This is a genomic window from Chryseobacterium sp. MEBOG06 (assembly GCF_021869765.1).
Taxonomy (GTDB): Bacteria; Bacteroidota; Bacteroidia; order Flavobacteriales; family Weeksellaceae; genus Chryseobacterium.
In genome coordinates this window covers 4,454,465-4,477,561 of record NZ_CP084580.1, presented here as the reverse complement: position 1 = coordinate 4,477,561, position 23,097 = coordinate 4,454,465, and the positions used below count along the sequence as shown (strand labels likewise).

At 34.8% G+C, this 23,097-nt stretch carries 20 protein-coding genes and 1 pseudogene; 5 read left to right on the top strand and 16 right to left on the bottom strand.

All coding sequences use genetic code 11. From position 1 onward, the window contains the following. Window positions 1-168: 168 nt before the first annotated feature. Window positions 169-693 (bottom strand): hypothetical protein, encoded by a 525-nt coding sequence (locus tag LF887_RS20370; protein ID WP_236856096.1) that lies wholly within the window; start codon window positions 691-693, stop codon window positions 169-171. 658 nt (window positions 694-1,351) lie between these two features. Here LF887_RS20370 and LF887_RS20365 point away from each other — a divergent pair. Then, window positions 1,352-1,639 carry a helix-turn-helix domain-containing protein gene (locus LF887_RS20365; protein ID WP_236856095.1) on the top strand — a complete coding sequence of 96 codons (288 nt, stop codon included), beginning with the start codon at window positions 1,352-1,354 and terminating at the stop codon, window positions 1,637-1,639. A 57-nt stretch (window positions 1,640-1,696) separates the two neighbouring features. On the opposite strand, the gene LF887_RS20360 is transcribed toward LF887_RS20365, so the two are convergent. The 12 genes and pseudogenes from LF887_RS20360 to LF887_RS20310 all read right to left on the bottom strand — a co-directional run bounded on the left by LF887_RS20360 (window position 1,697) and on the right by LF887_RS20310 (window position 13,388). Further along, window positions 1,697-2,506, bottom strand: a complete 810-nt coding sequence (locus tag LF887_RS20360) for a DUF5677 domain-containing protein (RefSeq protein ID WP_236856094.1) — start codon at window positions 2,504-2,506, stop codon at window positions 1,697-1,699. 128 nt (window positions 2,507-2,634) lie between these two features. After that, the gene (locus tag LF887_RS20355) at window positions 2,635-3,801 is read right to left on the bottom strand and encodes a DGQHR domain-containing protein (protein WP_236856093.1); all 1,167 of its coding nucleotides are present in this window, start codon (window positions 3,799-3,801) and stop codon (window positions 2,635-2,637) included. 3 nt (window positions 3,802-3,804) lie between these two features. After that, window positions 3,805-5,250 (bottom strand): hypothetical protein, encoded by a 1,446-nt coding sequence (locus LF887_RS20350; RefSeq protein WP_236856092.1) that lies wholly within the window; start codon window positions 5,248-5,250, stop codon window positions 3,805-3,807. A 327-nt stretch (window positions 5,251-5,577) separates the two neighbouring features. Next, window positions 5,578-5,763: pseudogene (gene groEL, locus LF887_RS20345) on the bottom strand (chaperonin GroEL); the annotation flags it as partial. A gap of 59 nt (window positions 5,764-5,822) precedes the next feature. Beyond that, a complete protein-coding gene (locus tag LF887_RS20340) occupies window positions 5,823-6,596 on the bottom strand; it encodes a hypothetical protein (protein ID WP_236856090.1) in 774 nt (257 codons plus the stop codon). 136 nt (window positions 6,597-6,732) lie between these two features. Then, complete coding sequence (gene groL / locus LF887_RS20335; RefSeq protein ID WP_236856089.1) at window positions 6,733-8,358, bottom strand: chaperonin GroEL; 1,626 nt, start codon at window positions 8,356-8,358, stop codon at window positions 6,733-6,735. 118 nt (window positions 8,359-8,476) lie between these two features. Continuing rightward, window positions 8,477-8,755, bottom strand: a complete 279-nt coding sequence (gene groES / locus LF887_RS20330) for a co-chaperone GroES (protein WP_034696138.1) — start codon at window positions 8,753-8,755, stop codon at window positions 8,477-8,479. Between the two features lie 174 nt (window positions 8,756-8,929). Next, the gene (locus tag LF887_RS24290) at window positions 8,930-9,064 is read right to left on the bottom strand and encodes a hypothetical protein (RefSeq protein ID WP_262912488.1); all 135 of its coding nucleotides are present in this window, start codon (window positions 9,062-9,064) and stop codon (window positions 8,930-8,932) included. A 178-nt stretch (window positions 9,065-9,242) separates the two neighbouring features. Continuing rightward, a complete protein-coding gene (locus tag LF887_RS20325) occupies window positions 9,243-9,962 on the bottom strand; it encodes a hypothetical protein (RefSeq protein WP_236856087.1) in 720 nt (239 codons plus the stop codon). 171 nt (window positions 9,963-10,133) lie between these two features. Then, entirely contained in the window at window positions 10,134-11,345 is a 1,212-nt protein-coding gene (locus LF887_RS20320) for a dicarboxylate/amino acid:cation symporter (protein ID WP_236856086.1), read from the bottom strand. A gap of 38 nt (window positions 11,346-11,383) precedes the next feature. Then, the gene (locus tag LF887_RS20315; RefSeq protein WP_262912487.1) at window positions 11,384-12,670 is read right to left on the bottom strand and encodes a CitMHS family transporter; all 1,287 of its coding nucleotides are present in this window, start codon (window positions 12,668-12,670) and stop codon (window positions 11,384-11,386) included. A gap of 25 nt (window positions 12,671-12,695) precedes the next feature. Beyond that, the gene (locus LF887_RS20310) at window positions 12,696-13,388 is read right to left on the bottom strand and encodes a DUF2490 domain-containing protein (RefSeq protein WP_236856083.1); all 693 of its coding nucleotides are present in this window, start codon (window positions 13,386-13,388) and stop codon (window positions 12,696-12,698) included. A gap of 151 nt (window positions 13,389-13,539) precedes the next feature. Between LF887_RS20310 and LF887_RS20305 the strand changes: the two genes are divergently transcribed. After that, complete coding sequence (locus LF887_RS20305) at window positions 13,540-14,652, top strand: sensor histidine kinase (protein WP_236856082.1); 1,113 nt, start codon at window positions 13,540-13,542, stop codon at window positions 14,650-14,652. Beyond that, window positions 14,645-15,343, top strand: coding sequence for a LytR/AlgR family response regulator transcription factor (locus LF887_RS20300; protein WP_236856080.1), 699 nt, complete (start codon window positions 14,645-14,647; stop codon window positions 15,341-15,343). Before LF887_RS20305 ends, LF887_RS20300 begins: the two co-directional genes overlap by 8 nt. A 169-nt stretch (window positions 15,344-15,512) precedes the next feature. Here LF887_RS20300 and LF887_RS20295 read toward each other — a convergent pair whose 3' ends face one another. The 3 genes from LF887_RS20295 to LF887_RS20285 form a co-directional block, all read right to left on the bottom strand. Then, on the bottom strand, window positions 15,513-15,899 hold the full coding sequence (locus tag LF887_RS20295) for an ester cyclase (protein WP_236856079.1): 387 nt from the start codon (window positions 15,897-15,899) through the stop codon (window positions 15,513-15,515). Between the two features lie 184 nt (window positions 15,900-16,083). Then, the gene (locus LF887_RS20290; protein WP_236856077.1) at window positions 16,084-18,474 is read right to left on the bottom strand and encodes a M1 family metallopeptidase; all 2,391 of its coding nucleotides are present in this window, start codon (window positions 18,472-18,474) and stop codon (window positions 16,084-16,086) included. Window positions 18,475-18,541: 67 nt separating this feature from the next. After that, window positions 18,542-19,120 carry a HupE/UreJ family protein gene (locus LF887_RS20285; protein WP_236856076.1) on the bottom strand — a complete coding sequence of 193 codons (579 nt, stop codon included), beginning with the start codon at window positions 19,118-19,120 and terminating at the stop codon, window positions 18,542-18,544. Between the two features lie 151 nt (window positions 19,121-19,271). Between LF887_RS20285 and LF887_RS20280 the strand changes: the two genes are divergently transcribed. Together LF887_RS20280 and LF887_RS20275 are read left to right on the top strand one after the other, a co-directional pair. Then, window positions 19,272-22,499: a S8 family peptidase gene (locus LF887_RS20280; RefSeq protein WP_236856075.1), complete on the top strand. Its 3,228-nt coding sequence runs from the start codon at window positions 19,272-19,274 to the stop codon at window positions 22,497-22,499. 79 nt (window positions 22,500-22,578) lie between these two features. Then, complete coding sequence (locus LF887_RS20275; RefSeq protein WP_236856073.1) at window positions 22,579-23,094, top strand: DUF6702 family protein; 516 nt, start codon at window positions 22,579-22,581, stop codon at window positions 23,092-23,094. The last annotated feature ends 3 nt before the right edge of the window (window positions 23,095-23,097 follow it).

Here is a 23,097-nt window from a genome sequence, read left to right as displayed (position 1 = left end):
TGTGCATGTTTATTGTGGTTACGAAACAAATATAGGTAAAGTTGGGGGAGTGGAAGAAGGTATTTTAGATGAAATAATATTATAGATAATCCTAAATCGGAAAATTTAGGATTACTTAGTTTATTAGCGCAAAGTAGGGAGATTGTGTATGGCGGAGCAAGACTATCTTTATTCTTTCCTTCTCCTTTCCAGAATGAGATGGGCTGCATCCAGCATTTTTGTCAGATGAATGTACGGATTCACGATATTACTTTCCGGGATATTGCGGTAAGCACCTAATGCGAAATAAACCATCCCGCAAATAAAATAGTCAAATTCCTTGATGCTGTATTCTCTGAATGCTTTTTTGAACACCAGCAACGGGTTCCGGTATTCTTTTTCCGAAAGCAAACCCAGTAGCAGGGGAGAGGTTTTTTTCAACCGAGTAGGGAGGGGACTTTTCTTTTTCTTCGGGGTGATGAGATAGCCTGCCCGCACAAACGACTGCATCGACTGGCGAAAGTGAACAATGGCGGATGGATCTTCCCTGATCCAGATATTTCTCTTTACTGCATAACTCATAATGCGGTTTAGCTGCTCTTTAGAGGCCGCCAGATCATTGAACTGAAAAAATATTTCCATAAGCTGTACTCCGGAATGCTTTTTACGCACTGCCCGACATTGGGTTTCAAAGGGTATTTTAGTTTTTTTCATGCTTTCGTATTTTGTAATTAATTCCTTCTATAGGGAACGGATTATTTCTTTTCATCACGGTTGGGTTGTATGGAACGTAGTGGGGTATGCATCATGGAAACTTCATGATACTGGTATAAGCTAAGCTTTGTTCTGTAACCTAAATACTATTTGTATGACACGATTTTTTATAGGTTATAAAAAGGGAGGAAGTTCAGCATGGGCAGAACTTCCCGCCCTACAAGACAAAAAATAAAAACTTATGATAAAATTTGTGTCTTTCTGAAAGCCTTAAGGCCGCAATGGATTGTACACCCCATTGTAACATCTCATGATACTTGATGTGGGAAAGCAGGCTTAGAAAAAGATGATTGTAGAAAAGCAGAACTGCATGAAAATAAAACGGCATGGGACTCTACAATATCCGTCATAGAGGTACTGGTATACCGTGCAACAGATAAGAGAGCCCACGCCTAGGTCGTGAGCTTCATACTTATCATCTTGTTGCTTTAAAAATTACCAGTTTTCTATGACAAGACTCTAAGCAATAGCTTCTATATTTCTTTGAAGTATCGCAAAATTACTCTAATGAGTAATCTTTTCCAAATATAATAATATTTTCGAAATACAGGACTATAGTCCTTAGTTTTTTATTTTGTTTTTGGCTCACTTTGTCATTATGCATGATTCTTTAGACGAAATAGAGCGATATATAATTTTGAAAGTGAAAGAAATAAGAGAACACCGAGGTATTAGCCAAACTTCTCTTTCTTTAGCTATTGGTAAGAGCACAAGTTATATTTCAGATGTTGAAGCACATTCTAAAACAGCGAAATATAATATCAAAAGCTTAAACTTAATATCAAAAGTTTTAGGATGCTCTCCAAAAGACTTTTGGCCTGAACAACCGATTTTGGAAGAGAAATACGAATTTGTAAAAGAGATGGAAATAAAGAAAAAATCTTAGCGGGCGTAGGAAGAAAGGGACTTTGCAATGCTCATGTTAGTGATAAGTTATTTACAGCTATAATTGCTTTCTTAAAAATTTAAGGAGTTGTTCATCATCTTTATTTAAATCATTAAGATTCCAAAGTTTAACTATTGATAGTATCATATCTGCAATGAATAAACTAATATAATTTAGGGAGATAAACATAAACATTATCTCAAACTCTTCATGATCTTTATTAATTTTTGAAGAAGTTAAATTTTTAATTGCAGTTGGAGAGGAATGTATATGAGTCGAAAATATTTTATAATATGCTTTGAATATTTTTAAATCAATCGCTCTTTTAGTTATAATTTCAAATTGTGTATCAATGGTGCTTTTATTACCACTTAAAATTTGCTTTTTTGTATTATTATCTAGTAATTCAAAATTAGGATTATTTTTAATTTCAATTAATTGCTTTTCTTCTTTTTCTTTAAAGTATTCTTCATTTTCCTCTGTGTAAAACAATGAATTATAGATTATTTGAGATGAAAGAGTATCATGGTATTCAAAAATTGTAAGTTTTAAATCTAAATTTTCATTTGTTGAATAATCATCAATTAAATACCAGTAGATATTACAGGTTTCAATTTGATTTCTTAGTAAAGAATAAATGGTCGATAAATCAAGAGAGTCTGAATAATTTTCGATACCATTAAAACTTCCATTAATAAGACTTAAAATAGTCATATTTGTGTTCAAAACTTTCGCTAAATAGTAAGTTGACTTATTTTTTCTTTTATCTTTTTCAAGAATACCATCAAATTTATAAGAAATGGAAGCTCCAATTTTTGTTAATCTTTCAAACATTTCAAATGGGGAGGTTGTTTCGTAGTCCTTCATATAGTTAAAGATAGGGGAAATGGAATATAGTTTAATTTAGTTAAAGTGTTTTTGAAGACTTTACCAAAAGGGAAAGTCTTCAAAAACAGGGAAGTTTACCACTTTATGCATAGAGAAGACAAACCATATTATTCTTTTCGAATAAAATCTTCTTCATTTTTAATAATGCGTGAAACCTTGTTAAATCCAGATTCGGAACTTATCCCACTTAAAGTTTTTCCTAATAGCCAATCTGAATCGTTTAATTTGCTTTCAAAAATTATTTTTTCAAATTCCAATAATACTTCTTGATTAAATTTGTTGCCAAATTTTTGTTTTAACAAATCATGAAGTATGTAATTTATTGATTTACAGCCAAGTGTTTTTTGAATATAAAAAGATGGATTATAAATGATAGATTTATATTGATTATCAATATCAATAATTTTATGTGGATCTAGAAAAGTATTATTCCATTTTTTATAAACAATTTGCCAAGCTTTAATAATAAATTCACTTAACTCTTTTGCAGTATTTCTTGAATAAATAATGAGATCATTACTAACATCTAGCGAACTAATCTTATTTGAATCTTTGTTTAGATAACTTGCAATTATTCCAGAAATAGCTTCGCTAAATGCTTTAACGCCAATTATTCCAATTTTATGCTCACCATGAATGTCTATTTTAATTGCGTTCTGCCATACATTTGAACTAGTGAAATTTTCATTTAAATAAAAAGCGGTATTAATCGCAATATGTTGATTTAGTTCATCTTTGCCTACTTTATTTTCAATAATTCTATAATCATATTTTGCAAGTTCAATTAAATCTGTTTTTAGTCTTTTTGCCTTAGAATTAATATTACTGAAAATCTCCATTTCGATAGACCTCTTATTTGCAGGAGTCAATATTATAGAAATTTGCAATTGTAATTCTTCTAATAATTCATCTTTTAATATAGCATTCTGAATTCCTAATAAGCGATGTTGTCCATCAACTACTCTAAAAACGATATCATTTATTTTTTCAAAATTTAAATAAACGAGAGATTTATTATCATGATCATAAGAAACAATCTCTTGAAATTTCACTTCATCTATGGCTAAAATGATTGAGTTGGGGAATATAAAGTCATTTGTCTCTATATATTTTTTAATATTTAAAAAATGCTTTTGATCTTGCTCTCTTTGATAGCCTCCTTCATCTTTCCCATAAATTAGAGTTTTACTTAATCTATTTATTAAATTAAATGGTAAAACTGTAGAAACAAGTCTATAATTTGATTGATTATATTTAATTGCTGGAAATTTCATATTCTAATTTAAGCTACTTATTAATTTGGAAAAATTTTTTGATAAAAGATGTTTTGCATCATTAGATATTTTTTCAATTTCTAACTTAGCTTTTTCAAGATTTTCTGTCAGAATATCTTTATCAATTGTCTTACAATACTCTAATATATCTCCATCAAAGCTATGTATTGTATATATTGATATAATTTGATTAAGTATTTCACGATCTAATTCTAGTACTTCTATTGAATCAATTATTATAATGATATTACCAATGTGATAATATAGATTTTTAGTATTTAAAATATACTCTTTACAGTTATAGTTATTGCAAACATCAAATATTATTTCAATAATTTCATTTGCTAATTCTTCATCTTGAATCAAGTGATTATCTAATGTCATTTTAACATAAGATTCTTTAATTAATCCAAAATATGTATCTAAAGATGTTTCTATATTTTGATCTGTGATTGATTCTGTAATATTTGAAAGTATAATTGCTTCAAATATTTGAAGGTCAAAATCCTCATTTCTAAATTTAATGTACGAATTATATTTTTGACAATCAATATTCTGATAATCAGTATTGATATTGTTAGAATTTATTATACCTCCATTTATTTGAAATATATTATAGAAAACTGATGCTATCTTTTTAAAATTAAAGGAAATCCCATTTAATTTATCTCTTATAATTGGGGAATACTTTTCTTCAAATTGATTAATAAATAATATTACTTTGGAGTTTATAGAAAAATTTTCATTTGCGTTTCGAATCTCTTGAAGAAAATTATCAATTTCTAATAATAATTTTCCTATATGATTCATTGATTGTTGAGCTAAATCTCTAACTGGAGTTATTTTGTAATCTTTATAAAATATTGAGTGCTCCATATCTCCCCAAGCAGATTCTAACTTACTTTTAATTTGTAATTCAAAATTCCATTCATCAAATTTACAACGAACTTTATATATATTAAGTCCATTTTTCATTTTGACAGGTTGTTTTTTTAGATCATTTTCATTAAGAAGTATCCCGGAATTTTTTGCTAATTCGATAAACTTTGAAGAACTAATCAATTTATACATATTAACAGTGTCTATATTTAGATCTGTTAATATTTTAATACCAATTATATCGTCAAGTTCTTTGATTTTTGTCTTTAAATCTAATTGATTATAATTTTCTAAATCCTGTAAGATATCATCAAATTTATTATAATCATTATTTCTAACTAATTTTTCTGACAAACTATCAAATTCTTTTACACGTGAGACTACACTGTAAAACTTTAATTTTCTAACACTATTTTCTTTAGATAAATCAAAATCATTCGAACATTGGTCAAGCAGATCTGCTAATGTTTTTTTTAGTCTTTTTTCTATATCAATAAATTCATCTTTAATTGATTCGAATTTATTAATAATCTTCTCTATTCTCAGAAGTTTTTCAGAAATAGCTCTCATTTAATATTTTGTAGAGTTGTTGATTCATGGTTATAGCTAATGGAAAAGTATTATTGATGTACAAGTTAAATTGAACTGAAAATTCATTTAGATCAATTATAGTTGACATTTTTCCATAAACTAAATTAAGAAAAAAAACTAAATTAAAAAATAGAGTCGGATAAATGTGGAAACCTTTCATTTTCATAAATTCATGTTGAAATTTGGGAATTGATAAGCCTCCCTATTTTAGAGTGCTTTCACTTTTTCAAACTTTTAATAAACAAAAAAAAACGCCCTACAAAAGCAGAACGGTTTATATATTAAATTTGTCTCAGCGGTACGCTATTACATCATTCCTGGCATTCCACCACCCATTGGCATAGCTGGTTTAGCGCTCTTCACTTCAGTGATTACACACTCAATAGTAAGAAGCATTCCGGAAACAGAAGCTGCATTTTCAAGGGCAACTCTGGTTACCTTCGTTGTGACAATAATGCCTGCTATTATTTGCTCAAAGTCGGGAGACTTTGCAGCGGGGGTTAGCATTTTATCCGAAGTTTGAGTACATTACACAACATGGATGTCTAGAATTAGTCAAGAATTTTTTTCATAATTTCAATTGCTTCTGTATGAGAATCTTTAACACTCTCAAATCTTTTTCTAAAAAAATAGAATAGAGCATTATTGTACATTGGAAAGGTGATAAAAATATATTCAGTAGGTAAATGGAAAAATTCAAAATGAGGCTCTTTAGTACTGAAAATTACTAAAGAATTCAATCTTGATGATTTATCTTTAATACTGATGTTGCGTTGGGTAAACTTAATATTACTCAATGCTTTAAAAGGGTTCATTTCCCAAAAGTGATTCATCCAAGAAACCGGAAGTGTTCCAAAATCCGAGAAAGGTTCATTGGCATATTTTATATATTTTAATCTAGTAGAAAATACTTGAAGTTTATACTCCAAAATCTCAAGCCATCGGATAATATTTGCTAAATCATTATCATCATAATATTCCTTTTGTTCAAGATTTTCTAATATATATATAATTTTTTTTTCGATCTCTGCTAAAATTGAATTGTTGCAATTTTCACATGCAGGTATGACGCTTTTTATATAAGAAATTGATTGTTGATTTACTTCTATTTCAAATCCAATATTTGTTTTATTTTGAAATAGCCATTTTGGGAGAACATGTTCTTTTGTTAATTTCTTTTGTACCTTACAAAAGACACAAATCTCTGAACCTACATTTAATATTGCCGGGTGAAACCTGTAAAAAACGTCTTCAGCAATTTCGGATCCATGTTTCCTGAAATTAACTCTAAGAGGAACGAATAAAGAATTTATTTTTTTTGACATTTTTTAATGAGGGCAATATTATAATAGATTTAGCTAATTTAAAATATTATCATAAAATTTTATTATGGGAAACCATAAAAAAACCGCTCTACAAAGTAGAGCGGTTAATATATTAATCTGCTTCGGTCGCTGACCGTTACATCATTCCTGGCATTCCACCACCCATTGGCATAGCTGGTTCAGCGCTCTTCACTTCAGTGATAACACATTCAGTAGTAAGAAGCATACCAGAAACAGAAGCTGCATTTTCAAGGGCAACTCTTGTCACTTTCGTAGGGTCAATGATACCTGCTTCAAGCATGTGAACATACTCGTCAGTTTTCGCATTGTATCCGAAGTCTCCTGATCCTTCAGCTACCTTAGCAACAATTACAGAACCTTCACCACCTGCATTAGCCACGATTTGTCTCAATGGCTCCTCGATAGCTCTCTTAACGATTTTGATCCCTGTAGTTTCGTCAGAATTGATTCCTGTAAGGTTTTCCAAAGCAGAGATTGCTCTTACTAAAGCAACACCACCACCTGCAACAATACCTTCTTCAACAGCTGCTCTTGTAGCGTGAAGGGCATCATCTACTCTGTCTTTTTTCTCTTTCATTTCCACTTCAGAAGCTGCTCCTACGTAAAGTACAGCAACACCACCAGCTAACTTAGCTAATCTTTCCTGAAGTTTCTCTCTGTCATAGTCAGAAGTTGTAGTTTCCATCTGAGCTTTGATCTGAGCTACTCTTCCTTTGATTTTTGCTTCATCACCACCACCGTTTACGATCGTTGTATTGTCTTTATCAATGGTTACTTTCTCAGCAGTTCCAAGCATATCTAAAGAGATGTTTTCCATAGTGAAACCTTGCTCTTCAGAGATCACCTGTCCACCTGTAAGGATAGCGATATCTTCTAACATTGCTTTTCTTCTGTCTCCGAATCCCGGAGCTTTTACTGCAGCAATTTTAAGAGAACCTCTTAGTTTGTTTACTACTAAAGTTGCTAAAGCTTCACCTTCCACTTCTTCAGAGATAATCAATAGAGATTTCCCTCCTTGTGCAATTGGCTCAAGAACCGGAAGTAATTCTTTCATTGAAGAAATTTTCTTCTCTACCAAAAGGATGTAAGGGTTTTCTACTTCAGCTACCATTTTCTCAGGGTTAGTCACGAAGTAAGGAGACTGGTATCCTCTGTCAAACTGCATACCTTCTACTACATCTACAGTAGTATCAATACCTTTAGCTTCTTCTACAGTGATTACTCCTTCTTTACCTACTTTTCCGAAAGCTTCAGCGATCAGAGATCCGATAGTTTCGTCATTGTTAGCAGAAACAGAAGCTACCTGCTTTACCATTTCTGTAGAATCTCCAACAGTTTTAGATTGAGACTTAAGGTTTTCCACAACAGCAGTTACAGCTTTGTCGATCCCTCTTTTTAAGTCCATTGGGTTAGCACCTGCAGCTACATTCTTAAGACCTTCTCTTACGATAGCCTGTGCCAATACAGTAGCGGTAGTAGTACCGTCTCCTGCGATATCATTAGTTTTGGACGCAACTTCTTTTACCATTTGCGCACCCATATTTTCTACTCTGTCTTCAAGTTCGATTTCTTTTGCAACAGAAACACCATCCTTAGTTACATGAGGAGCACCGAAAGATTTTTCGATTACCACATTTCTACCTTTAGGACCTAAAGTTACCTTCACTGCATTAGCCAATGCATCTACACCTCTCTTTAAAGCGTCTCTTGATTCAATATCGAATTTTATTTCTTTTGCCATTTTTTTCTTGTATTAATGTACAATGTACGATGTACAATGTACTTGATTACTTTTTAATGTTTGATTTTTTTATCAGTCATGAATACGTTGTACATTTTACATTGTACAACGTACAGGTTTACCCGATGATTCCTAATAGATCAGCTTCTCTTACGATTAAATAATCTTTACCTTCAAGCTTCAATTCAGCACCTGAATATTTTCCATAAAGAACTTTGTCACCTACCTGAACAGTTGTAGGCTCATCTTTTTTACCAGGACCTACTGCCACTACAGTACCTTCTTGCGGCTTTTCCTTTGCAGTGTCCGGGATAATAATACCTGATGCTGTTTTAGTTTCTGCAGCGATTGGTTCTACCAAAACTCTGTCTGCTAATGGTTTAAAGTTTACTGACATAATATATTTATTTTTTAATTATTCCTGACTAGTAATTCTCTAAATGTATGCCATGGGGGAGTGATGGATGAAATGGCAGAATTTTGTGCCCGAATGTGAAAATTTGGCAGAAAAATAAAAATGAGAAAGCCGGAAATTTTCCGGCTTTTATGATTACTGTACCAATGGACTCTGTTATGGGCAAGATTCTCCCGGTCCTATCCAAAGGCTGCATTGTCCTTTGTAATTGTATTCGCAGCAGAAGTGTCCTACCGCTCCGCCATTGATTGATTTCTGAGCATCTCTGCTTAATGATTTTGCATTTTTCATAGGTAATATCTTGTATTTGTACTATTCCTGAACATTTAAAGTCAATCAGGTTTTTTGACATCTGGTGTTTATGTGCAAATCAAAGATAATATTTTTTCCTTTATGTGTGATATATATTGATGTTTTTTTTAGATAATAAATATTTGGTTATCAAATGATAAGAATGTTTGTGTAATTGTTAAATTGCTTCCACATACATTTTTATTCTGTTCATTTCTATATCCTGACTAACGGTTTTTCTGGTGTCCGGATCGATATAGTAAGTGGTTATGGTCGTTTTGTTGGAGATATCATCTGTAGTTTTTACAGCCCAGACCTGTTTTCCTTTATAATCCACTTTTTTAACGTCAAGAACATAGGCTTTCATGACTCCGTTTTTATTGGCTTTCGGATTGTAATCGAAAATTGATATTTCAGAAGTGTAGTTTTCTTTTAGAGGAAGGAATTTTATCATCATCGGATAGCTGCTGCTGTCGAAATAATTGAAGGCATCTGTTTCAAAAAGATCTTTTTTCTGGGACTTTTTGTCGAGGTAATATCCCGTTACCTTATTCTTACCGGATTTTAGAACCATATCTCTCATAGAATTATAAGATGAATGGTAAGAGGGAAGGAAATTGGCGGTCTTCACGATGGTAGAATCTGTCCAGCTGGCATCAGGTGTCTTTTTTATTTTTACGATAGTCTTTATAAGAAGATCTGTTTTGTTGAGTTTTTTGATCTCTGTTATAATGCTTCCTATTTCTGTTTTGGTTCCTGCATTCTCAGCATACCATACAGATTCTGAAGTTTCGTCTTTTATTAATTTGGAATTAATATGTACGTTTTGAGGCGTAAGCAGCTGCTGCGAAAAAGAATAAGTACTGCTTAGTACTAAAAGGAAAAAGAATGCTTTCATGATTTTTTTGCTAATAAGTAGAGTTGTACTTGTTAAAAGTTACAAGCCATTGATTACTAGATTTTACCTGCTTCCTGCAATGGTACCCGAAGCCTCAGTATTTCCAGAAAATCTGCCGGTTTTGAAAAAGAATACCATAGATCTGGAACTCGTAATATCTGGAAATTGAGATCAGGCAGAAGGAAATTTAGGTTTCTGCTGTTGGTTTATTTTTGAAATAATAGCTCCTGAAATGGCTATTCCTATGAAATTGGTTACAGATCTTGCCTCATTCATAAAACGGTCTACACTGTAAAGAAGGGCAATATCTGCTAACGGAATTTTTTCAAATCGGTTCAACGTAAAAACCAGTGCAAGGAATCCTGAGCCAGGTACTCCGGAGGCTGTCTTTGAAGTCATGGAAATAATAACAAACAGCCAGATGTAATCATGAAGTTCCAGTGAAATATTATAAAACTGGATCAGGAAAATACACGAAATAGAAAGATAAATACACGCTCCGGCAAGATTAAAATTATATCCAAGCGGGATGACAAACCGCAGAATTTTCAGATCATATCCCTGAGATTCCATTTTTTCAAAGATCACAGGGAAAGCCGTTTTTGAAGAAGAAGTAGCTACCACAAGGATAATCTCTTCTTTAATACTGATTAAAAAATCCCAGAGATTGATTTTGAAAAAATATGTTACTGGTCCCAGAATTCCAAAAATAAAAACAAGACAGGCAAGATACACTGTGGCTACCACTTTACTTAATGGCAGCAAAGTATTAATTCCATATACTGAGATTCCGTAGGCGATATTACAGAAGATAACAATGGGAAGAAAAATGTATACATACTTTATCAGTTTAAAGAACAAGTCTTTACCCTCATCTAAAATACGGAGAAGCTTATTTTTTCCTTTAGACAGGCCTATAGCTATCCCGGCAGAGATTGATAATAAAAGAAATAGTAAATAATTACTAAGATACAGCGGATTGATTGAATAGCTTAAAAAACGTTTTGGTAAACTTTTATTAATCATTGAAACGGTTATTTCCGTATTTACTCCCGGTTTTAAAAGAAGGCCAAACCCAATTCCCACTGCAATACCTGCCGAGGTGATGATCAGGAAATAAATAATCATCTGTAATGTAATTTTAATCGCATTTTCAATACTGAAAATATAACTTATTCCATACGTCACAGCGATGAAAATCACCGGAACGATAAGGACTTCAAGAAGCATAAAAAAATAATGACTCACTTTTTCCAGCGGCCGTCCGATTTCAGGAAAGTAATAGCCTGCCAATGCTCCACAAATAATTGCTGTGAATACATAGAGACTAAGATTTCTCAAATAGGAGTCTGTAAATGTTTTTTGCCTGGATTGAGCTGTCATTATAGGTAGGATGAGAATACGAATTTATAAATATAATCTTATATAATATGAAGTACCAATGCTGCCAGTAACATGACAACAGAAGACCCTATTGCCCATTTCAGAGTAAATTTTAGATGATCTGAAAATTCTACTCCGGCTAAAGAGACCAGTAAATAAGTAGAAGGAACCAATGGACTCAATAAATGGGAAGCCTGGCCTACAAGACTTGCCCGTCCTAAAATATCAGGAGGAATACCCATCTGATGACCTGTAGCGGTGATCACGGGTAATATTCCGAAATAATAAGCATCATTAGTTAAGAAAAAGGTGAGGGGGACACTGAATATAGCCGTGATGACATTAAGATAGCTTCCCCAGTCTTTCGGAACAATGCCAATGATGCTGTTTCCCATAGAATTCATAATTCCTGTTCCGTTAAGAATTCCTGTGAAAATCCCTGCACCAAAGATCATTCCCGCTACAGACAGCGCATTGCCGGAATGTTTTGCAATAATTTTCTGCTGATCTTTAAGTTTTGGATAATTGATGACGGAAGCAATACAAAACGCAATCATGAAAGCAATTCCAAGAGGAATAATGTCAAGTATCATTACACAAAGAAGCACAACAGTAAGGATAAGATTGACAATAAGCAGCTTGGGGCGGCGCAATGCCGGATCATTTTCTCCTGCAATATCCTGTTGGCTGTATTTTGTGTATTTTCCGTGTTTACTGATTCTTTTTCTCTCTTTTACCCCAAGGATATAAGCCACTATAAATACCCATACAATACCAATCAGCATGACCGGAATCATCGGGACAAATATTTCAGTATGCCCAAGTTTCAGTGAACTCATTACCCGGGCGGTAGGCCCACCCCAAGGTAAAATATTCATAATTCCTCCGGCGAGCATAATGATGCAGGTAAGGACCAGGGGATTCATTCCTTGTTTTTTATAAAGAGGCAGCATGGCTGCCACCACAATAATATAAGTAGAAGACCCATCACCGTCCAGCGAAACCAAAGTGGTAAGGAGTGCAGTGCCGATTGTTGTTTTTACCGGATTATCTCCAACGGCTTTTAAAATGGCATTCACCAGCGGTTCAAAAAGTCCAGTATCAATCATTAAGCTGAAATAAAGGATGGCAAAGATCAGCATGACTCCCGTAAGAGCAATTTCTTTTACCCCTTCTTTCATCATTTTTCCCAGTTCCGGCCCAAAACCTGCTATCACTGCAATGAGTACAGGAACGAGTACAAGGGCGGTAAGAGGAGTCATTTTTTTATTCATGATGAGCAACATGAATATAACAATCATTAAAAAGCCAAGAAATGTAAGCATAGTATGTTATCTGTTAATGATATAATTATTTTTGTTTTTTTCTCCAGTCAAAAGAATTTCTGAAGCCTATGAACCCATAGTTACTGGTCTTTCCGGTTTCCAGCTGATTGATAAAGGCTATTTCCAGTGCCGAGTTTTTTCCGGTTTTGATCCCGAGACCGGCGGTGATACGGTTGCTGTCGAAAGGTTCTTCTTTTTCAATATTCATTCTTATTTCATTTTTAAGAATGCCATAGAGTTTTTCTTTTTCCCCTTTTTTGTTGAAAGGAATTCTTACTGAGATCAGATATCGCAGCCTAACCTGGAATTCATCCGGATTGCTGAGAAAACGCTCTTCTACTCTCAGACGGTTAGATATTGAAGTTCTGCCGATAAAATACTCGGCAGTGACTTGCTGAAAAGGCCTTTTCTCATATCGTATTTTTTTAGAATTATCCGCATTGTATGACTCAAGGACCAGAAACATTGCTCCTACCGCAGGTTTTATGTTCTCTGCCACCTCATAATCCACGTAGGCATTGAGAAGAAAAAGCCTTGTGTCATAAGCCAGATCAAAAGAACGGTATTGTGTAAGTGCAGTTAAGGTACTTTTATCGGTTATCTTTGCCGACATCAGGTACTGAAACCACATATTGTAATTATCCTTACTCTGACTATATAAAAGTCCGTTCAATAAGAATAATGATAAAAGAAGTGTTGATTTTATATTAAGTTTCATGTAATATTTGATTAACATTGCAGTTTCTCAAATATATTTATTAGGAAGAGCGGACCTGGATTTTTTCAATCAATGACAGTTTTTCTCAACGAACTGCATTTTGATATAAAAAGATATTATATTTGGTAAATCTGAAAATAAGGCTCAAAGTATGTTTTTAATCATAAATTTTATTATTATACTATTGATTATAAGGGTTTTATTTAATGGTAAGATTCTGGAAAGCCTTATGAAGTACCGCTGGAAATTTTTATTGAGATTTCAGCATATTTTTTTCTTTTTTATCTTCATTCTGATCACTTATTTCACCGAAAACTACTTCCTGAATGGTTTTGAATTAATTTGGAGTATTATTTCGAATGTATTTTTGAATGTCGGGATCTATTATCTGGTATACTACTATCTTGTTCCTTATTTCTATCTATCCAACAAATATCCGGAGTTTATCCTATATGCATTGATTGCCTTTTTGGTTTCCAGTCTTTTCAGGATCCTTTGGGAACCGGCAGTTTTCAGCATGAATTTTACTAAAGAAGGGTATTATGTAGGTTTCCTTTATAATGTGTATATCTCTCAGGGAGTAGTGATTCTTGTTGCCTCGTTTTTAGGAATTACAAAAGATAAATTTCTTATAGAGCAGGATGTAATCAACCTTGGAGAAGAAAAAGAACAGCTTTATCTGGATTTGTTGAAATCCAAACTGAATCCTCATTTTTTACTCAATACCCTTAATAATATGTATGCCAACAGCTTTGTGCATACAGAAAAGACATCCGATTCTATTTTGCAGCTTAGCAAGCTATTACAATATATTATCTATGACAGTGGAAAAGAAAAAATAAGTGTTGCTCAGGAGCTTTCTTCGCTCAAAGCGCTTGCAGATCTGTATCAGTTAAAATACAATAACCTGCTTAATATCACTTTAAACATTCAGAATCAGGAAGAATTTGATATCGCAGAAATCCCGCCTTCTATACTCCTTACATTGTTTGAAAATGCTTTGAAACATTCTGCAATAGGGGAAGAAGAGAGAAGTTTTATCAACTTATCCTGCACCATAGAAGGTTCAGAATTGTTGTTTGAAATCACCAACTCTATAGCTGCTTATCAGGCCCATCAGGTAGAAACGGGTTATCATGGATTGGGAAATGATGCAGTTCTTCATATATTAGAAAAATGGTATGCCGGTCAATTTGAGTTCCTTTCAGGACCGGAAGAAAATAATCACTATAAAATTGTTTTAAAAATTAAAATAAATGGCTAATCTGACTGTAGTAAATGTTGATGATGAATACCCTGCTTTACAGCTTGTCAAGCAATATTGTGCCCAGCTGGAAGAGGTTGAGCTGCTGGGGTCGTTTCAGGATCCGGAAGAAGCCTTGATTTTTCTTAAAGCAAACAAAGTAGATCTGGTAGTTTTTGATATAAACATGCCTAAAATAAATGGAGTAGAGCTTTTACAACAGCTTCCCGATCCGCCGCTGTGTATTTTTCTCACGCTGGAATCAAAATATGCAGTGAAAGCATTTGAATTGGATGTGGTTCATTATCTTATAAAGCCAGTAGATTTTGATACTTTTAAAAAAGCGGTAAATAAAGCAAAGGATTTTTTTCAATTTAAAAACTCAGCCAATGACCGTCATCAGGAAGATTATATTATGTTCAAATCGAACTATGTGATGAATAAGGTTTTTCTCAAAGATATTCTGTGGATACAAGGATTCGGAGAATATATTGTGCTGATGACTCCATTGAAAAAGTATATGATCCTTGAAAGAATGTCCAACTTTGAAGAAAAATTCCAGCATTTTGGTTTCATTAGAATTCATAAATCCTATATAGTGTTATCAGATCATATCAATTCCTATGATTCCGGGAATGTGTATCTGAAAAATGGAGAACATCTTCCGCTGGGAAGAACCTATAAAAAGAATGTGAAAGAACATTTAAGTTAAAATAATAAAGCCGGAAATTTCCGGCTCTATTCTGAATTGTTATGAGATGATCAGACTAAGGACAATTTATTTTTTACCCAATCTTTTTGAGGAACGAATAAAAACACAATTGATAGGATCGCATAATAGTTAGAAATCCCCAGTGAAAAAACTTCAATCGGAGGAAGTTTTATTTTGTTTTCCTGAGTTCTGATAAAATAGTCGGGAGTGTATTAATTCCCCAATGTTCCAAGTATTTTCCATTTTTTAGACGTACAATATCTATCACGTCAATTTTTATCTGCCTACCTGTAGGCTCTATTCCCATTAGAATTCCTGTATGGGTTCCCATGATTGCTTTTCTTGTAGTTACTTTATCTTCCTCGGCAACCTGATCATAGATTTCTACAGTCAGGTCGGGAAATGCAGGTTTTAAAATATTGAAAAATGTATTCCACATTCCATTAGCATCGTTGCTGTCAGGGGGGGCTGTTCTGTTGACAAAATCATCATCCATAAGTTGTCTGAACGAGTCGAAATTACATTGCTCAATGACTTCTTTGTTGAAGCGTCTCACTGTTTCTTTATTTTTTCTAAACTGCTCATAGGTCTGTTTTTTTGTTTAGTGAAGTACTACAAATAAATTTATATTTATTTATAATGGGTTGAAATTTGGGTTGTTATTTAGTTTGAAGCTAATAATCTATTGTAATGGGGATATTTTTTAAACATAAAAAACTGCCCTTAGACAGTTTTTTATTTTATGATTTCTTACCTGCAGCCTGCATCGGATTTACTTTTCCGTTTGAGCTTCCCCTTACAGAGCCCGCCTCCTGTTTCTGTTTGAAGAGTTGGAATCTGGAAGTTTCATTACCGGATCCGGCATTGCTCCAAAAATTATTGGTGGTATCAATATCAGCTGTTTCTCTCATGGGGTCGAGCTGAATAGACTTCAGTTTTTTATCAAAATAATAAGTCTTGGAAACTTTTTGTTCGTTCAGTCTCCATATCTGTGCGGCAGATTTGTCATACAATTTTGAACCGTCTTCAAAAGTAAATTCAAGAATGATAGGCATTACCAATCCTCCTTTGTTCACGAAATCGATCTGGTAAGCAGTTATATTTTTGAATTTTTCTTTATCCTTATTATCAAGAGGAAGACCGGCTTCTGTCTTAATGGTATATTCTTTAGTGTTATCCACTTTTTCTTGGCCTCTGTCATATCTGTAGTAGAAGTCCTGAGCATCTTTGTCACCATCCACATAGAATTTAATATTCTTGTCTTCTCTGTTTCTGATTTTTGAAAGATCTTCAAAACTGTTCACCAAAGGTTTTTCAACCTGATATTTTACTTCAGCTGCTGCTTTGGGATCGGTATCCAGATTGGGAACTGCTACCGTTACTTTATCAATAGCAATATCTACAGGATCTGTACCGTAGAACCAGCCTCTCCAGAACCAGTCAAGATCCTCACCACTTGCATCTTCCATGGTACGGAATAAATCTGCAGGTTCAGGATGTTTGAATGCCCATCTTTTCGCATATGTTTTGAATGCTTTGTCAAAGAGTTCTCTTCCCATAATGGTTTCACGAAGAATATTCAGCCCTGTTGCAGGCTTTGAATAAGCATTCGGACCATACTGAACAATATTCTCAGAGTTGCTCATAATAGGCTCCAGCTGATCTTTCGGAAGTTTCATATAATCTACGATCGTCCATGCCGGACCTCTTTTGGAAGGGAATTTATTATCCCATTTTTCTTCCGTAAGATATTCTGTGAAAGTATTCAGCCCTTCGTCCATCCATGCCCATTGTCTTTCATCAGAATTGATGATCATGGGGAAGAAGTTGTGCCCTACCTCATGAATAATTACTCCGATCATTCCGTTTTTGGTTCCTTCAGAATAGGTTCCGTCTTTTTCAGTTCTTCCGAAATTGAAGCAGATCATTGGATATTCCATTCCATTAGCAGCTTCTACAGACTGTGCTACCGGATAGGGATAAGGAATGGTAAATTCAGAATAGGTTTTGATGGTATGCGCTACCGCTTTTGTAGAAAATTTTCTGTAAAGGCCATAAGATTCTTTTGGATAGAAACTCATTGCCATTACTCTATTACTGTTTTCAGGAATGGTGACGCGCATTCCGTCCCAAACAAACTTTCTGGAAGAAGTCCATGCAAAGTCACGGACATCTTTGGCTTCAAAAACCCATGTTTTTCTTTGTTTTGAATGGTTCTTCTCTGCTTTTTTAGCTTCGTCCAGCGTTACTATTTCTACGGGTTCAGAAGCATTTTCTGCTTTTCTGTACCTTGAAAGCTGGTCAGCAGTTAAAACCTGATCATAGTTTTTACATTCTCCCGTTCCCCCTACAACGTGATCTGCCGGAACATTCATGGAGACTTTAAAATCTCCGAAAACCAAAGCAAATTCACCTCTTCCTGTGAACTGGTGGTTTTGCCATCCCTGGAAGTCGCTGTATACACACATTCTAGGATACCATTGTGCCATGGTATAGAGATCATTGCCATCTTCAGGGAAGTTTTCGTAGCCGCCGCGGCCGCCCATTTTTATTCTGTTGGAGATATTGTAGTTCCAGTCTACCTTGAAAACGAATTTTTCACCCTTTTTCAAAACTTTTGGAAGATCAATACGCATCATGGTTTTGTTAACCGTATACTTAAGAGGAGTACCGGAGGCATCCGTTACTTTTTCAAGACTTACTCCATAACCATTGTCTTTTACAGGAAGCTCAGTGATTTTGAGCTGTTGGTCTGTAGTGGAAGGATGGAGTACGGAAGAATTATCATATCCGGCATTTCTGATACTTGAATGTTCATTTTCATCAAGCTGAAGCCAGATATAATCCAGATCATCAGGAGAATTGTTGTAATAAGTAATGGTTTCTGAACCTTTAAGATTTCTCTTGTCTTCATCCAGATAAGCATTGATGTTGTAATCAGCCCTGTTCTGCCAGTATCCGTGCCCGGGGGCTCCGGAAGCCGTTCTGTAAATGTTGGGTGTTGGTAAAATAGTTCCCAGCTGCTCAAACTTGTTTCCATGATTGCTGCCTGGGTTATTCTGAATATTTTGTGCGGTGAAACCTGTATATGCAAATACAGAAAGTGAAAGTATAACAACTTTTAGTTTCATAACCGAAATGATTTATTAATGATCAAAGATAATAATAAGCTGTTGAAATAATAAAAATATTTCACATTTAAAAAGGAATTCTTTCCAAAGTCATTTTTAATGATAAAGCAAATACACCGGAAGATACAAAGAGAATCCAGTCTTTTTTATTGACTTTAAAAATGGTAAGCATCATAAAAAGGATAATTAAAATGGCGAAGACAATCACGATCTGCCCCAGCTCCAAACCAATATTGAAGCCTAAGAGAGGAACAGCGATGTTTTGACTCTTTGCAATCATTACCCTTGCCGTATTGGCAAAACCCATCCCATGAATAAGACCAAAAATGAGTGCCAGGTAATAATTGGCCCGCATCAGAGTCTGCTTTTTATTTTTCATGATAATATTATCGAACGAGGTCACAACGATGGTAAGTGGAATCAAAAATTCTACCCATGCAGATGGTACTCTGAAGACATCCAGAATACTTAAAGCTAGTGTAATAGAATGGCCGATGGTAAATGCAGTTACAAGGATCAGAATTTTTTTCCAGTCATTGTAAGAATAAACAGCAATCAGTGCAAGAACAAATAATTGGTGATCCAGGGCATCCATAGAGATAATATGTTCCCATCCAAGGTTTAAATAAAATAGAAAATCCTGCATTTTGACAATATGTTTTTAAATTTTTAATTTTCTGTTAAAATAAGTGAATTATTATTTTAATTTTGTTTTTTGTTATTAGTGTTTAATGATACTGCGAGTAATCTTTGTATCAGGTGAAAATTATACAATTGTATTATTAAAATAAATGAAAATGGATATTAAAAAATTATTTTTTGCAAAAGTAAACATTTCGAATGGAGGAGGGAAACTTCTAAGAAATGCTACAGCAGCCTTTTTGGGATTGTATTCCTACGCTTTTTATGGGCAGGTACAGAAACTGGATTCTCGTTTTGACGTATTGCTGAAGAATAAAGAGAATGTAGTGAAAGGAAATGCCATAAAGGAGATGGAGAGACCAGACATGAGACTGGATCAGCATTTGGTGGTAACTGCTAAAGGAGCACAGACGATGTATTCCTGTATTATTTATACCAAAGAGCCGGAAAAACTAAAGTCTGACGGATTTTTAGTTCAGAGCCAATTGCCTTCTTTTTCTACAGCTTTGGTAAGTATTGATGATATCGAGAGGCTTATGAAGCTTCCTTATGTAACATCTGTGATGGCCCCATCTTTTGATGAGCTTCATAATGATGTGAGCAGGGCTCAGTCGGGAGCCAGTCTTTTACAGGATGGCGTATTCAATAATACAGCTTACAACGGAACAGGTATTTTAGTTGGGGTTTATGATACGGGAATAGACTGGAAGCATCCGGATTTCAGAAAAGCTGATGACCAGACGAAAAGCAGGATTGTTTCCATTTGGGACCAGACTTTAACGGCGCAGGGCGGTGAAACAACTCCTACAGGATTTGCAACAGGGGTGGAATATACAAGAGCTCAGATTGAAGATGAACTGGATGGTACCCCAACAGGCTTTGTACGTGAAAATGATACTAACGGGCATGGAACCCATGTATCCGGTACAGCTGCGGGAAATGGGGCCGCCTTTGCAGATAAAAGACATAAAGGATTTTCTTCAGAAGCTGATATCGTCTTCGTAAAAGGAGGGAACGGATCTTTTCCTACCACCAATACCATTAATGCTTTAACCTATTTCAAAAATGTAGCCACAGCTCTGAATAAACCTATTGTTGTCAACATGAGTATCGGGGGACAGGGAAGTGCACACGACGGAACAGCTTCTCATGAAGTAGCCGTGGATAATTTTACTTCATCAGGACCGGGAAGAGTAGTCGTTATCTCTGCCGGAAATGACTACGGAACCAATCTTCACAGAAAGGGTACTATAGAACCCAATGCTGCACAAACCTATAGCTTTACTGTAGCTAGTGATACTTCTACCGCTTCAGTATTTTCTTTTCTGATGTATGCCAATAATGACACCGCCGTTACCGCAAAACTTACAACTCCGGATGGTCAGCAATACACACAGAATATAAGTACTACAACAGCTCATAGTATTTTGGGAGGAGGATTTACAGCGACTATGTATAACTATTGGAGTGCAGATAACAATAAGCGCTATGTTCAGTTGGTAGTCAGCAGAGTTTCAGGATCTACAGTCAACAGCCAGGGAAATTATACATTAGAAATTACCAATAACGGAGCACAGCAGATAACAACTCACGGCTGGCTTTATAGCCAGGGGGTAACTACTACGCTGCAGAATGGAGATAATGAATATATTGTAGGAACTCCGGGTAATGCTTCGAGTGCAATTACGGTTGCTTCCTATATGGGAAGAGCGAGCTGGTATAGCGGAACAAGCGGTTATTTTACACTTACACCTCAGGAGTCAATATCCTCATTCAGTTCACAGGGGCCAAGAGCAGATGGTTTTCAGAAGCCTGATATTACCGCATCCGGTCAGAATGTGATTTCTTCCAGATCAGGAAATTCTTCTCCGGGAGCAACAGATATTATTGCGGGAACCAATTATTATGTGAAAAATCAAGGAACCAGTATGTCTTCTCCGGGAGTAGCAGGAGCGGTAGGGTTGCTGCTTCAGGCAAATCCGGCATTAACGGCAACGCAGGTTAAGGCACGCCTTACCTCTAATGCAAGAATGGATGGAGCAACAGGTACTGTTCCTAACATGAGATGGGGGTACGGTAAACTAGATATTTATAAAGCAGTTACTGACGAGTTGGGATGTGTGAGATCTAATTTTGAAACAGTAGGTTATGATGAACCTTACGTGCTTGCGAATACAGAATCCAATTATTATTTTGATAATATAGCATTAGCAGTTCGGTATACACCAACGCTGACAGGAAAGCTGGGAGGTTTCTCATTTTTAACAGGAACTAGTCTTCCTTCGGATATTCCGGTAGATATTCAAATCAGACAAGTAGATAATAACGGAAATCCGGGAGATATAATTGCGGCAAAAACCATTACCTCATGGTTGAATAATACACAGAGATTTACCTGGAATTATGTTAATCTTTCCGATCTGAACATACAAACGACAACCGGAAAAGATTTTTATATTGTAGTAAACGGTTTAGGAGGAAGGATTGCCATGAAGGCCGAGAGTGCTGTGCTTAATAACAGATCTAAGACTTCTACAGATGGTACAAGCTGGACTCCCAGAACTTTTGATTTTAAAATGAGAGCCGCAGTTTATGAAAATGTTGCTGAAGTAAAGAATCTCGCTACTTCCAATCAGACAAAAACAAGCACAGTAGCTGGCGGATATAATTATTTTACAAATAACTGCCAGTTTATTTCGAGAGTTGAAAAACAGCCAGCGAGTACAGTTTCAGGAAATATAACATCAAAAGTATGGGTGGATAATATGCAGCCCAACTATGTTTCAAGAAGATATGAAATAAATCCTGCGGCCAATGCAACTACTGCAACAGGAACAGTGACTTTATATTTTAAACAGGATGATTTTGATGCTTATAACCTGACAAATAGTATTAAACTTCCTTCTTCACCAGCAGATGTTGCCAGTAAAGCAAACCTGATTATTGAAAAATATGACGGAACAAGCGCAGGAAACATCGGTACAGTAGCTTCTTTTGGAAGTTCAGCAACTTTTATTACGCCTGATATTAACGATATTGTATGGAATGATACGTATAAGTATTGGGAAGTAAGCTTTCAGGCAGCAGGCTTTGGCGGATATTTTGTGAAAACCAGTTCAACTTTGGGAACGGCAAACATTAAATTGAATTCAGACGTAAACATCACTCCAAATCCGGCTAAGGATTTTGTACAGGTGATATTGGGCAGATATTCTAAAGCGGCAGTAACGATTTATGATGTTTCAGGAAAACTGGTTAAGACAGTCAATGTTAATAAAGATTCAGGAAAGATTGATATTTCAGAATTAGTAAGAGGAAATTACCTGTTTACGATTACACTGAATGATAGTACAACGATTACTAAAAAAGTAGTCAAAGAATAATATTTTTTAATCAGATTATAATAGAAGCAACAGTTGTATGACTGTTGCTTTTTTTATATTTGTTACCAAAATAGAATGAATGTTGCGCAAATTTTTTTTTGGATTGTTTTTATTGCTGACCGTGGTCTTCCAGAGTTTTGGAAGTAAGGACGCTTTTCATCCTTATCATGTGGGCTCAGTGGAAATTAATTATAACTCAAAGTCCAGAACATTTGAAGTGACAGGAAGATTTTTCTTAGACGATCTGGAAAGTGGTTTAGGTAAAAAATATGGTGATTCTTTTCACTTTAATGATGAGAAATACAAAGCTAAGCTCAATGAAGCCTTACAGAAGTATTGCGCAGAATATCTGAAATTGAAAGTTGACAGTAAGTTTTTAAAGATAAATTATGTCGGCTATGAAGAAGATCAGGAATCGGTAAATGTTTTTCTCGAATCAGAACCTGTCTCAAATCCTAAAAAAGTAGAAGCAGCCGTAAGTTTTCTGTATAACCTGTTTGATGATCAGATCAATATTGTTCATATTATTGTAAACGGACAGAGAAATAGCGAGAAGCTTTCATATCCTAACCGCTACCTTTATAAGCAATTTTAATAC